Source organism: Rheinheimera texasensis, from assembly GCF_964031785.1.
Classification (GTDB): Bacteria; Pseudomonadota; Gammaproteobacteria; order Enterobacterales; family Alteromonadaceae; genus Pararheinheimera; species Pararheinheimera texasensis_A.
The window spans coordinates 917,727-931,439 of the sequence record NZ_CAXIRE010000021.1 but is presented as its reverse complement, the minus strand read 5'-3'; the positions used below and the strand labels follow the sequence as shown (position 1 = coordinate 931,439).

At 52.5% G+C, this 13,713-nt stretch carries 9 protein-coding genes; 4 read left to right on the top strand and 5 right to left on the bottom strand.

Annotated features, from left to right (window positions below):
- Positions 1-84: 84 nt before the first annotated feature.
- The gene (locus ABNT34_RS15680; protein WP_348733278.1) at positions 85-1,089 is read left to right on the top strand and encodes a M14 family zinc carboxypeptidase; all 1,005 of its coding nucleotides are present in this window, start codon (positions 85-87) and stop codon (positions 1,087-1,089) included.
- Complete coding sequence (locus tag ABNT34_RS15675; RefSeq protein WP_348733276.1) at positions 1,074-1,811, top strand: alpha/beta hydrolase; 738 nt, start codon at positions 1,074-1,076, stop codon at positions 1,809-1,811. The genes ABNT34_RS15680 and ABNT34_RS15675 overlap by 16 nt, the downstream gene beginning before the upstream one ends.
- A 7-nt stretch (positions 1,812-1,818) precedes the next feature.
- Here the strand turns inward: ABNT34_RS15675 and ABNT34_RS15670 are convergent, their stop codons facing one another.
- On the bottom strand, positions 1,819-2,511 hold the full coding sequence (locus ABNT34_RS15670) for a tRNA-uridine aminocarboxypropyltransferase (RefSeq protein ID WP_348733274.1): 693 nt from the start codon (positions 2,509-2,511) through the stop codon (positions 1,819-1,821).
- Between the two features lie 61 nt (positions 2,512-2,572).
- Positions 2,573-4,321, bottom strand: a complete 1,749-nt coding sequence (gene aceK / locus ABNT34_RS15665) for a bifunctional isocitrate dehydrogenase kinase/phosphatase (protein WP_348733272.1) — start codon at positions 4,319-4,321, stop codon at positions 2,573-2,575.
- A 160-nt stretch (positions 4,322-4,481) separates the two neighbouring features.
- On the opposite strand from aceK, the gene ABNT34_RS15660 reads away from it, so the two are divergent.
- A complete protein-coding gene (locus tag ABNT34_RS15660) occupies positions 4,482-4,775 on the top strand; it encodes a DUF1840 domain-containing protein (RefSeq protein ID WP_348733270.1) in 294 nt (97 codons plus the stop codon).
- A gap of 44 nt (positions 4,776-4,819) precedes the next feature.
- On the opposite strand, the gene ABNT34_RS15655 is transcribed toward ABNT34_RS15660, so the two are convergent.
- On the bottom strand, positions 4,820-6,355 hold the full coding sequence (locus ABNT34_RS15655; RefSeq protein ID WP_348733268.1) for an amidase: 1,536 nt from the start codon (positions 6,353-6,355) through the stop codon (positions 4,820-4,822).
- A gap of 301 nt (positions 6,356-6,656) precedes the next feature.
- Between ABNT34_RS15655 and ABNT34_RS15650 the strand changes: the two genes are divergently transcribed.
- Entirely contained in the window at positions 6,657-7,376 is a 720-nt protein-coding gene (locus ABNT34_RS15650) for a PEP-CTERM sorting domain-containing protein (protein ID WP_348733266.1), read from the top strand.
- Between the two features lie 64 nt (positions 7,377-7,440).
- Here ABNT34_RS15650 and ABNT34_RS15645 read toward each other — a convergent pair whose 3' ends face one another.
- Positions 7,441-8,853, bottom strand: a complete 1,413-nt coding sequence (locus tag ABNT34_RS15645; protein ID WP_348733264.1) for an FAD-dependent oxidoreductase — start codon at positions 8,851-8,853, stop codon at positions 7,441-7,443.
- 9 nt (positions 8,854-8,862) lie between these two features.
- A complete protein-coding gene (gene gltB, locus ABNT34_RS15640; protein ID WP_348733262.1) occupies positions 8,863-13,338 on the bottom strand; it encodes a glutamate synthase large subunit in 4,476 nt (1,491 codons plus the stop codon).
- Positions 13,339-13,713: the final 375 nt, after the last annotated feature.

Below are 13,713 nucleotides of genomic sequence, written 5' to 3'. Positions count from 1 at the left end.
CGCAGTCAAATTTCACCAAACTGCCATAAAACTATGACTGCGGTGCCCTATGCTGGGTTTTTGCCGCCAACCGCAGGAACTGCTTTGCAAGACTCACTGCCAGAGCTGCATCAGCTCGAACTGTTGCTGCGCCATGCTCCGGCACCAGTCAGTGCCGAAGTTCTGGCGATGGTCAGCGCCGGTGACCAACAATTTCCGCTGTATGCCATTGCCGTCGGCAAGCCGGCTGCAGGCAAGCCTGTCTTACTGCTGACCGGCGGTATACATGGCTTGGAGCGGATAGGCACCCAGGTACTATTGGCTTATCTGGAAAGCCTGTGCAGCCGTTTACGCTGGGATCTGCAGTTTGCTGAGCTGTTCGAGCGTGTTCAACTGTATATCCTGCCGCTGCTGAATCCCAGTGGTATGCTGCGGGGCTGGCGCTCGAATGCTCGGCATGTTGATTTGATGCGTAATGCGCCACAGGATTGTACCGAAGGCGCCGCATTCCTGGTCGGTGGCCAGCGTTATAGCAAATTTTTACCCTGGTATCGGGGTCATCCGGAGCAGCTGGAAACCGAAAGCCGGGTGCTGTGTGATTTTGTCCGACAGCGTTTGTTTCAGGCGCCATTTTCGCTGGTGCTGGATTGCCATTCCGGCTTTGGCCAAACCGACCGTTTGTGGTTTCCTTATGCCAAATCCAGCACACAGCCCATTGCGCACCTGGCACAAATGCACCGGCTGCGGGAATTATTGTTTCAGACCTATCCGCATCAGAATTACATTTTTGAACCGCAGTGCCGGCATTATCTGTGTCATGGCGATTTATGGGACTATTTGTTTGATCAGTCGTTGCTGGCGCAGCATCTGATGTTGCCGTTGACCTTGGAGATGGGCTCGTGGAACTGGGTGCGGAAAAATCCGTTTCAGCTGTTTAACAGTCACGGGTTGTTTCATCCGGTAAAGCCACACCGGATAAAAAGAGTCTTGCGCAGTCACCTTATTTTGTTTGAGTTTTTATTGCAGGCCAGTGCTGCACACGCCCATTGGCTGCCGACTGTGGACAGCCGAAACGCCATGGAGGCCAATGACTTATGGTACAACCGATAGTGTTATTGCGTGGACTGGCGCGGGAGCAGGCGCATTGGGGCGATTTTCCGGCAGAGCTGGCCCGACAGACACAAAGACCAGTGTTTTGCCAGGATTTACCCGGTACGGGCCAATATCATCGTGAGCAAAGCCCGGCTGAAATGCTGGCGCTAGCCGAGCTGCTGTTACCCCGGCTGCGGCGGCGCCATCCTGGCCCCTGGCATCTGGTGGCGATGTCGTTAGGCGCTATGCTGGCCGTGCAGCTGGCGGTGCTGGCGCCACAACAGGTGGCGTCTTTAGTGCTCATCAACACCAGTGCCGGCGCTTTAACGCCTTTTTATCAACGGTTACGTTGGCAGCAGTATCCGAAGGTGCTCGGTGCCTTTGTTGCGCCGTTACGGCAGCGTGAACGGCTGATTTTGCAACTAACCAGTCATTATTGGCAGCAACCGCAATTGCACCACGCCGTGGACATTGCGAAGCACAGGCCGGTGCAGCGGCTTAATGTACTGCGGCAGTTGCTGGCGGCCAGCCGCTTTCGTCTGCCGGCAACGCCACAGTGCCCGATCTTGTTATTAAGCGGCGCGGCAGATCAACTGGTCGACCCCATTTGCAGCCAGCGACTGGCGGAGTACTGGCAGGTCGCTCATCTAGTACACCCAACAGCCGGTCATGATTTGGTGATAGACGCGCCCGAGTGGCTGCTCAGCCAGCTACAGCAGTTTTATACCAGTGCAAACTAGCGCAAGGTTAAAGCTGGAACTCATCAAACTGCAGGTGCGGTTTACCCGCCATATATTGGCGGCGGAAAACCTGAAAGTATTGGCTTAAGTCCGCGGCAGCCTGTTCATCCCCGGCCAGTTTTAACACCTCAATACCAACCTCAGCGGTACAGAGCTGATGCAAATGCGCCGCTTCGCGTAATTTGTAACCGGAAGCGACGGTTGGATTGATGCCAAGCACCGGGAATTGGTCTAGATAAGGGCTTTTACTAAACATTTTTTTCGCTTCACGCCAGGTGCCATCCAGCATGATAAACAAAGGTTTTTTGCTGCCGCTTTGAAGCTCTGGCGCAATGGTGCTGATGCAACGCGCTGCGCTGGCGTATTCGTGCGGAAACACCACCACTGGCGCCAAGTCTTGGCGCTGCAGTAATTGCAACAGTGCCGGATCCGGCTGTGTGCGGTCCCAGACAAAGGCATAACTGTCTGCCGCCACATCGGCAATCAGCCGGCCGGTATTGCTGGGTTTGTAGCATTCGCCGGTATACATCAGCAATAAAACCGCACTACGGGCTGACGGGGCGGGAATGTTGGCGCACAGGCAATCGGCTTTAGGTAACAGACAACCGTCGCAACGGATCACCTTGCTGCCACGGGCGTTAAAAGGTTTGGTGGTTTTGGCGAGCTCGCGTTGGCGCAGCTCCAGCACTACATTGGCCACAATGATTTCCGCACAGCTGAAAAGGCCGGCATTTTAGCGCAGTTCTGCGCGCAAGTGTGCTTTAGCTGGTCGGGACAAACTCCTGCGGGTACAGAGTGATAAAACGTTGCTGCTGCGGATAAGCGAACACATCTTCAACAATGCCGTTTTTAATCCGGGCCTGTTTTTGTTGCCAGAAGCCGGCATCTAGTAGTTCCGGATGCAGTTCCTGTAATAGCTGACGTAATTCCGGCTGCGCGGTAACAAAAGTGGCGATTTGCTCCGGAAACACATCGCCAGGATGGATTGGGTACCAAGGCTCGGCGCTCAGCATGTCGTCCCAGTTGTCCGGTGGCGGAATAAAGCGAAAATTCATATCCAGCAGATATTGCACTTCGTCGTAATCATAAAACACCACGCGACCGTGACGGGTCACGCCAAAGTTTTTCAGCAGCATGTCGCCCGGGAAAATATTGGCGGCAATCATATCTTTCAGCGCCTGGCCATAATCCTGCATCAGCCGGCGTTTTTCCATGGGACTCGCTTGCTCTAATGCCAGATTCAGCGGCAACATGCGCCGTTCAATATACAGATGTTTAATCACCACTAAGTCATCTTCAATCTGCAAAGAACCGGCGATGCTTTGCTGCAGCTCGGCCAGAAGTTCAGGCGAAAAACGGTTTTTCGGTAACGCCACATCGGAATATTCCAGCGTGTCGGCCATCCGGCCAACCCGATCATGTGTTTTCACCAGATGATAACGGCGTTTAACGGTATCGCGGCCAAAGGGTTTGGTGTCGGCGAATTTGTCGCGAATTACTTTAAATACATAAGGAAATGACGGCAGAGTGAACACCATCATCACCATACCGCGAATGCCGGGCGCAGCAACAAAAGCATCCCGGCTTTGCGCCAGATGCTGTAACAGCTCACGGTAAAACTCGGTTTTCCCTTGTTTATGCAACCCGACAGAGGCATAAAGTTCGGCCAGCGTTTTGTGCGGCAATAATTCGCGCAGAAAATGCACTAAGGCCGAAGGCACCGGCAAATCCACCATAAAATAGGCACGCGAGAAGCCAAAAATAATGGTCATCTGCTGGCTGTCGGTGATCAGGCTATCAACAAACAAACCACGGCTGCGCTGATGCAACACCGGCATAATAAATGGCTGCTGCCCGTCCGGGCTCACCACCCGGCCGACCACATATGCAGCTTTGTTGCGGTAAAACACCGATTTGAGGATATCAAAACGGATTTGGTGTACCGGATGGCGGCCATGGCTGGACTGAGCGACAAAAGTTTTGACGATTAAACGGATATCGCGGTCCAGATTTTCAAAAGCCACGCCCAAACTAAAGCCGCTCAAAATGCGGCGCAAGCAATGCCGCAAGCCATCCTGTGCCGGAAAATAACTGTCGTAGACAGATGCAACCGGCGCCGGCAATTGTTGTTTGTTTAATGTCGATTCGACGAAAATATTCTGATTGTGAAAATATTGCCGGTCAAACAGCTGACAAAACACTGAGTTATAGAAAGTTTCTGCCAGCTCTGCCTGCGGATGGAATTGCAGATAGACCAGATAATATTGTTTGACTTGCTGCCACAACGCCTCGTCCAGACAATGCACCGGTAATTCATGCTGCAGCACCTCGATGGTTTCACTGACACGAGTGTCGTAATAGGAGATGCGCTCTGCATTGTCAGTTAAAAAACCACTCCAGTCTGCATTGGCAAATCTTTGCTGTGCATTGGCGGTAATTTGCTGGAATAACCGGAAATGGCGGCGAAATCCACGCATGATAATGTCGGCAATATGCTGAGCCTGCGGCATAGTTCATTTTAGAGTGAATGCTCAATTACATGGTTATACCCCGTTCTTTAAGGGCTGTAAATCGAGCTTTAGTCTGCTATCCGGCTTGAGTGGCTGGAGCTGTGCGGAGTATAGTGAAAGCCCGTTGGCTGCGTTGTCTGGATCAGAGGAGTGCACACACATGCTCGTCACTTTTCATAGCAAAGATCATTATCCGATCACCATGTTTGGTGATCCGGCGTTACAGCTGATTCAAATGATGGGCGCTCAGCCTAAAGTGCCTGGGGCATTTTATGCTGACGACGTGCCGCAGGCGTTGTGGCAATTGCAGGAAGCTTTAGCTGATGTGGTGGATATGTCTTTGCCGCCGCAGCCCGGCGAAGAGCCGGCTGTGGGGCTGAAACAGCGGGCAGTGCCTCTGCTGGATATGCTCAAAGCTGCTGTCAAAGCGCAGCACAGCATTCACTGGGACTAAATCAGTGACAACAGAGGCCGCACCGCAGCCTCGCTGGTTGGCGCCTATAAGCTGCTGCGGTAGGTCGGTTCGGCAACTGGACCACGTTGTTGTTCCAGCGCATGCGCCAGGCCAATAATACGCGCTTCCTGCCACGGCTTGCCGATGATGCTGACACCCAGTGGCAAATGACCGTCGAAGCCCGCCGGCAGCGTTAACGACGGATAACCGGAAATCGCTGCGGCACTGGCTGAACCAAAGTTATATTGGTCGCCTTTGATATGGTCGATAGCCCAGGCCGGGCCAGTCGCCGGTACAATGACTAAAGCGCCATCGACCAAATCCTCATCCAGTAAGGCCGCAGCCTGTTGCGCTGAGCGCTGGCGTGCTTGTTGGTAGTCGGCTTGTTGTTTTACCAGATCTATAGCCTGCGCCTGTTCCAGATATTGCTGACCAAAAAATGCCAGAGCAGTTTTGCCTTGCTGGCGGTTAAACTTGATGATGCTGTTGATATCTTTTGCCGCCGGTGGTGCGTTGAAATCCTGCAGCCATTGGTTTAAATCTCTTTTGTATTCATAGACTAAGACATTAAATTCGTCCTGATATACTTGATCTGGCAACTGCCAGGACTGACGTTCTTTCACGCTGACGCCTAGAGCTGTGAGGTGCTGTTTCAGCTGGTCCAGCATCTTTGCGATAGCAGGAAAGTCTTTGTCGTAATGGCGCACTAACACCACTGTTGGCACCACTTGTTTGACTGGCTGCCGGCCAACCGCTGCATTGAGATCGCCATAACGTTGTTGCGCCTCCGGGGTTGCGATAACCTGCAACAGCGCCGCGGCATCTGCGACATTGCGGGTCATAGGGCCGGCGATATCCTGCGAGCTGGCGATAGGGATGATGCCATGACCGGACACAGCGCCATGGGTAGGTTTGATGCCAACAACGTTATTAATCGCCGCAGGACAGGTAATAGAACCGTCAGTTTCTGTACCGACAGCTAACAAGGTTAGATCAGCAGCAACAGCGACGCCGGAGCCGGAACTGGAGCCACAAGGGCTTTGGCTCAGCACATAAGGGTTTTTGGTCTGACCACCTAACGCGGACCAGCCACTGGCGGAGCCTTCACCACGAAAATTAGCCCATTCCGATAAGTTAGTTTTCCCTAAGATCACAGCGCCCGCTGCGCGCAATTGGCTGACCAGCTGTGCGTCGACGCTGGTTTTAAAATCTTTCAGCACCAATGCGCCAGCTGTGGTTGGCATCTGGTCGGCCGTGGCGATATTGGCTTTGAGCACTACAGGGATGCCATGTAATGGACCGCGAATTTTACCGGCGCGCCGCTCAGCATCCAGTGCTTTGGCCTGTGTCAGGGCTGCAGGATTTATATCAGTGACAGCGTGCAGCGCCGGGCCTTGTTTATCCAGTGCCGTGATTTGCGCCAGATAATAGCCGGCCAGTGTTTCTGAGCTGAGCTTGCCTTGTTGCTGCAGCTGTTGTGCCTGGGCTAACGATAGCCGTGCCAGCGCCGGATCTTGCGCGGCCAAAGCCAGGGCAGGGGCAAATGCCAATACGAACAATGGGACACGAATCAAAGACATATCATTCTCCTGTTGCAGATCTTTACCCTAACACGGCGCTAGCTAATTCACAAAAGTATTACATTGTACCGGGCATAATGACTCGCTCTTTTCCTCAGAATTATTGCTTTGAGCAACAAATCGCATTTATTAGCATTTTATCATTTACAAAGTATGTTTTCTCGTCTGATTTTTTTACAAGTTGCTAAAACAGGTTCAGCTGATATTTGCTTATCTATCTGAATTTTATGGTTAATTCGTGCTGGCATACTTTCTGCTTATGCAGCCTCGCTTTAACAACTAATGACAAGGAACTTAAATCGTGAAAACTAAGTTATTCGCAGCTGCATTGCTGTTAGCCGCTTCTTCTGCTCAAGCCACTATTGCAACTGTGTTTGAAGGGATCCCTACAGGTTCAGCAAAATTCAACACCACTGTTATCAACGCTGGCGGTACTGTTAAAACTGACGTCTGGACTAACCTGATGAGTGGAACAGTTATCGACCGTGGCGACTATTCAATCTCCCGCACAAATGGCAATTGGATGTCAGTTGGTGGTTACGGCACTATGTCTGGTAACACTATTGATATCAGCCCAAACGATCCATCACGTGATACTTTAGGTTCAAAAATCAGTGGTATCACTTTTACTTTTGACAACCCAATTAACTCTTTTGGTTTTGAAGTGGGTGACTGGGCGACTTGCTGTCACAACCCAACTACAGATCTGTTTATCTCTTTTGATAATGGCGCACCGATTCTGGTTGCTTCTGCCACTACAGAAGCAGACGGCCAATTCAAAAACAAATTCGGCAACCTAGTGCACGAGATTTTTGTCGCGGCTTTCGATGACAGTGGCTCATTCTCTAAAGTGCAATTCTGGGGTAACGGTTACGGTGAATACCTGGTTGCAGGTGGTCAGGTGAAATACGCACTGATCGACGAAGGCAGCCTGCCACCAACGCCAGGCGTACCGGCGCCAGCTTCTGCTGCACTGCTGGGCTTAGGTTTACTGGCTCTGCGTTTACGTAAACGTGCTTAATTTGTATAGCTAAAAAAATACCCCGGCTTGCCGGGGTATTTTTTTATATAGAGACGACAGTTTTTTACACCGCCAGATAATCCAGAATACCTTCCGCGGCTTTGCGGCCCTGAGCAATAGCTGTGACCACCAGGTCAGAACCGCGCACCATGTCGCCACCGGCGAAGATTTTCTGCTGGCTGGTTTGCAGCGGGAACAGACTATCTTCCGCTGCCACAACCCGGCCTTTGCTGTCTAATGCAACGCCTTGATCAGCCAGCCATTTTGGCGGGCTTGGCTGGAAACCGAAGGCGACAATCACCGCATCTGCGTCCAGCAGCTGCTCTGATCCTGCCACTGCTTCCGGCGAACGACGACCTTTGGCGTCCGGTGCACCCAAAGCAGTAGTGACCACGTTGACACCGACAGCTTCACCTAGTGCATTAACTTCAATGCCCAGCGGCTGCAGGTTAAACATAAACTCGACGCCTTCTTCGCGCGCGTTTTGCACTTCACGGCGGGAGCCCGGCATGTTGGCCTCATCCCGGCGATAAGCACAAATCACTTTGCTGGCACCCTGACGAATCGCGGTACGTACACAGTCCATCGCGGTATCACCACCGCCGAGCACTACCACTTTTTTGCCTTTTAAATCAACAAAAGGATGCTCGGTGGTCCAGCCGTGCAGGTTATTCACATTACCGATTAAATACGGCAGCGCTTCATAGACGCCAGGCGCGTTTTCATTGGCCAGGCCACCTTGCATCGGTGTGTAAGTACCAAGTGCCAGGAACACTGCATCATACTGTTCCAGCAAGCTGTCAAAGCTTACATCCACGCCGACTGTGGTGTTGAGGCGGAACTCAATACCCATCGCAGTGAAAATTTCACGGCGCAGCTTCAGTACATCTTTTTCCAGCTTAAACGGCGGAATACCAAAGGTCAGCAGGCCGCCGATTTCCGGATATTTATCAAACACCACCGGCGATACGCCGTTACGGATTAACACGTCGGCACAAGCCAAACCAGCCGGGCCTGCGCCAATGACTGCAACTTTCTTGTCGGTTTTGACGACAGCGGATAAATCCGGCCGCCAGCCCATCTCAAAGGCTTTGTCGGTGATGTACTTCTCGATAGAACCGATAGTGACAGCGCCAAAACCTTCGTTCAGCGTGCAGGCGCCTTCACAGAGCCGGTCTTGCGGGCACACCCGGCCACAAACTTCCGGCAGTGAGTTGGTTTTGTGCGACAGTTCAGCTGCTTCGACAATACGACCGTCATTGGCCAGCTTCAGCCACTGCGGAATGTAGTTATGCACCGGGCATTTCCATTCGCAATACGGGTTGCCGCAATCCAGACAACGGTCGGCCTGACCGGCCGCCTGGGTCTCTGTCATCGGCTGATAAATCTCAACGAACTCAATAGTGCGGGCATCCAGCGATTTTTTCGGTGGGTCCACCCGCTTTACATCGATAAACTGATAAACGTTCTGAGCCATAGGTCCTCCTTACATCGCCTGAACCCGCAGCTCGGCGGACGAGCGGGCACGGTGGCCCAGCAGGGTGTTAACGTCGCTGGTTTTTGGTTTTACCAGCTTAAATTTACTTAAACAGCTCTGGAACGACGACAAAATCTGATGCGCGCGTTCGGAGCCAGTGGCTTCAAAATGTTGATGGATAAGGCTGCGTAAATGTTCCTGCAGAATAGGTGTGCTGATCTCCAGCGTTTCCACCAGTTCACCGTTGACGCGCAGGTCCAGGTCATTTTGCTCGTCATAGAGATAAGCAAAACCACCGGTCATACCCGCGCCAAAGTTAACGCCGGTTTGGCCTAACACCACCACTACGCCGCCGGTCATATATTCACAGCAGTTGTCGCCAGTGCCTTCAATCACTGCAATTGCACCGGAGTTACGTACGGCGAAACGCTCGCCGGCGCGGCCTGCTGCATAGAGCCGGCCGCCGGTAGCGCCATATAAACAGGTGTTGCCGACGATAGTGGCGTTGTCTTTGGCAAAACTACAGCCTTTTGGCGGATAGACCGCCAGTTGGCCACCGGTCATGCCTTTGCCAACATAGTCGTTAGCATCGCCTTGCAAGGACAGGTGCAAGCCACCAGCGTTCCAGACGCCAAAGCTTTGGCCGGCAGTGCCGCTGAACTGCACTTCAATTGGCTCAGTTGCCATCCCCTGATTGCCGTGCGTGCGGGCGATCAGGCCAGACAACTTGGCACCAACGGAGCGGTCGGTGTTGCGAATAGCCAGATTAAGCCGGCCACCGGTTTTATATTTAACCATGTCGCTGCAGCGCTCGACCAATAACTGGTTTAGCGGGCCGTTGTCGAACGGGTCGTTGTTCTGCACGCAATAGAGTGGTTTGTCGGAGCTGACGCCGCTGGCCTGCAGAATGGGCGTTAAATCCAGTTTGGCCTGCCGGGTGGTTTCGCCCGGCTTGACACTGAGTAAATCAGTACGACCAATCAAATCAGTCAGTTGGCTGACGCCAAGCTCTGCCAGCAGTTCGCGTACTTCCTGGGAGATGAACTTAAAGTAGTTCATCACCATTTCCGGTAAGCCGTTGAAATGGTCACGGCGTAGTGTGGCGTCTTGTGTGGCAACGCCAGTCGCGCAGTTATTTAAGTGGCAAATGCGCAGGAATTTACAGCCAAGCGCGACCATAGGCCCTGTGCCAAAACCAAAGCTTTCGGCGCCTAAAATCGCTGCTTTCACGACGTCCAGACCGGTTTTCAGACCACCGTCGACCTGCAAGCGCACGCGGTCACGCAGGCCGTTTTCCACTAAGGCCTGATGTACTTCTGCAAGGCCCAGCTCCCACGGGCTGCCGGCATATTTGACCGAAGTCAGTGGGCTGGCGCCAGTGCCGCCGTCATAACCGGACACAGTAATGAGGTCAGCGTAGGCTTTGGCCACACCAGTGGCGATAGTGCCAACGCCCGGCTCTGACACCAGTTTGACCGAGATCAGCGCCTGTGGATTGACCTGTTTTAAGTCAAAAATCAGCTGCGACAAATCTTCAATCGAATAAATATCATGATGCGGCGGTGGCGAAATCAGCGTCACACCGGGCACTGAATAGCGCAGACGGGCAATTTCCGCCGTAACTTTTTCACCGGGCAGCTGACCGCCTTCACCTGGTTTTGCACCTTGCGCTACTTTGATCTGGATGACTTCAGCATTAACCAGATAATGTGGTGTGACACCAAAACGACCAGATGCCACTTGTTTGATTTTACTGTTCTTTTCCGTACCAAAGCGGCGTGGATCTTCACCACCTTCACCTGAGTTGGAACGACCACCAAGATGGTTCATCGCAATGGCTAAAGCTTCATGCGCTTCCGGGCTTAAGGCGCCAATCGACATCGCTGCGCTGTCAAAACGCGGATACAGCTGTTCGGCGGGCGCGACTTTATCCAGCGCTATTGGCGTGGCTTTAGATGTATCCAATACAAACAAATCGCGGATATGCGCCACCGGACGGGTGTTCACCACATCACGATAGGCTTTGTAGTCCTCGTAATCGCCACTACGCACCGCTTTTTGTAAGGTCTGCACCACGTCCGGGTTGTAAGCGTGGTATTCGCCATCATGCACGTATTTTAATAAACCACCGTGCGTCAGCGGTTTACGCTTTAACCATGCCGTATTGGCGCGAACCAGTACATCAGCCTCAAAATCAGTGAAATCAGCCCCGCCCAAGCGTGAAGGCACGTCCGGGAAGCACAGCTGCATCACATTTTTATTGATACCAACGGCCTCAAACAGGTTAGAACAGCGGTAACTGGCCACTGTAGAAATACCCATTTTCGACATGATTTTGTACAGGCCTTTGTTAATACCTTTGCGGTAATTCAGTACGGCCTGACGCGCGGTCAGGTTGATGTTGCCTTTCTCCACCAGCTGTTCGATGGTCTCATAAGCCAGGAACGGATAAATACCGGTCGCACCTAAACCCACCAGCACGGCAAAGTGGTGCGGGTCACGAGCACCGGCGGTTTCGATAATGATGTTGGAGTCGCAGCGTAGCTGGTTGTCGACCAACGCGTGATGCACAGCGCCCACTGCCATCGCGGCCGGCACCGGCACAAAACCTTGCTGTACTTTGCGGTCAGTCAGAATGACCAGCACCACGTTTTCTTCACGCACCACCCGCACGGCTTCGGCGGCAATGCGGCGCAGCGCGTTTTCCAGGCCTTCTTCCGGCGCGTAGTTCAGCGAAATAATGTGGTGTTTGTAGAAGTTCTGATCCGCAGTTTTTAACTGCTTCAGATCGGAATACATCATCACCGGTGATTCAAACTGAATACGACGGGCGTAACCGGCGGTTTCGCTGAACACGTTATGTTCGCGGCCAATACTGGTCGCCAGCGACATCACGTGTGCTTCACGCAATGGGTCAATTGGCGGGTTGGTGACCTGGGCAAACTGCTGGCGGAAATAATCATAGAAAGTGCGTGGTTTACGCGACAACACCGCCATCGGCGTATCATCGCCCATAGAGCCGACTGCTTCCTGACCGTCTTTGGCCAGCACAGTGATGACCTGATCAATTTCTTCGTAGCTGTAGTTAAACAGCTTATGCAGCACCAGCATCTCATCGTCCGAGAACACGCGTTTACCGATGAGGTCGGTTTCAAATTTCTCGTATGGCACCAGACGCTGTACGTTCTGGTTCAGCCAGTGCCGGTATGGGTGACGTGCTTTTAAGTCGGCGTCGATTTCGTCGGAGCGCCAGATTTTACCGGTTTGTGTATCGATCGCCAGCATCTCGCCCGGGCCGACGCGGCCTTTTTCCAGCACTTCATCTGCAGTGTAATCCCAGATCCCGACTTCAGAAGCCAGCGTAATTAATTTGTCTTTAGTGATAACAAAACGGGCAGGGCGCAAGCCGTTGCGGTCCAGATTACAGGCGACATGCTGACCATTGGTCAGTACGATACCGGCCGGGCCGTCCCACGGCTCCATATGCATAGAGTTGAATTCGTAGAAGGCTTTTAAGTCATCGTCCATGACTTTATTGCCTTGCCATGCTGGCGGTACCAGCAAGCGCATAGCGCGGAACAAGTCCATGCCACCGGCTAAAAACAGCTCCAGCATGTTGTCGAGTGAACTCGAATCCGAGCCTTTAGTGCCAACATAAGGTGCTGCCTGCGACATATCCGGAATCAGCGGCGAGGCAAACTTGTATTGCCGCGCGCGCGCCCATTGCCGGTTGCCGGTGATGGTGTTGATTTCACCGTTGTGCGCCAGAAAACGGAATGGCTGCGCCAAAGCCCAACGCGGCATGGTGTTGGTCGAGAAGCGCTGGTGGAACACACAAATTGCGGTTTCCATGCGGATATCGGCTAAATCCAGATAAAATCCCGGTAAGTCGGCCGGCATCATCAGGCCTTTAAATACCGTGACCAGACTGGAGAAACTCGGAATATAAAAATCGCTGTCGTCCGGCAATTGCTCGGCGACTAGCTTCTCGGCGCGACGGCGCAGCATATAGAGGCGGCGCTCGAGGTCGTGGTCACCCCAGCCTGGCTGGGCGCTGACAAACACCTGCATAATTTTCGGCATTGAGCTGGCCGCAATAGGCCCAAGCACTGAAGCGTCAGTTGGCACTTCGCGCCAGCCGACCAGTGTTAAGGTCTCACGACTGATTTCAGCTTCAATAATTGATTTGGCAACTTCGGCTTTGACCGGGTCCTGACTTAAAAAAATCATCCCGACGCCATACTTTTTGCCCAGCACCCAGTTATTTTCCGCGGCAATAGCGCGGAAAAAACTATCAGGTTTCTGCATCAGCAAGCCGCAACCGTCACCGGTTTTACCGTCTGCTGAAATGCCACCGCGATGCTGCATCCGGGCCAGACCGCTGATTGCAGTCCTGACTATCCGGTGACTTGCCACCCCTTCAAGATGGGTGATCAGACCAAAGCCACAGTTTTCTCTGGCCTGGCTGTGGTGATACAACGCCATGACACACTCCCTCCAACCTGTCCTGCATAAATAAAAATGTAAAAATAGTGAATTTATATTCTTTTAATTTTGGTTTTTACGTGTGAAAGAAAATAACGGTCGTACTTTCAAGGGTCAATGGCTGTTTGAGTTGTTATTTTAGTGAGGTCTGGACGTCTGAACGTAAAGACCTGCTATCAGATATACCGATTTTTGCTGAAAATTGCAAGATGACTTTTGGCAGAGTGCCGGTGATTCACCGCATCGGCCGGCTGGGCTTAAATGTAATAAAATTACAGAAATTGCTGTTTTTCGGCGCTTCTTTGCCGGCAGGAGACATAAAAAAAGCTGCCACTGGCAGCTTTTTGTTGGTTTTTAGTCGCAGATATATGCGCT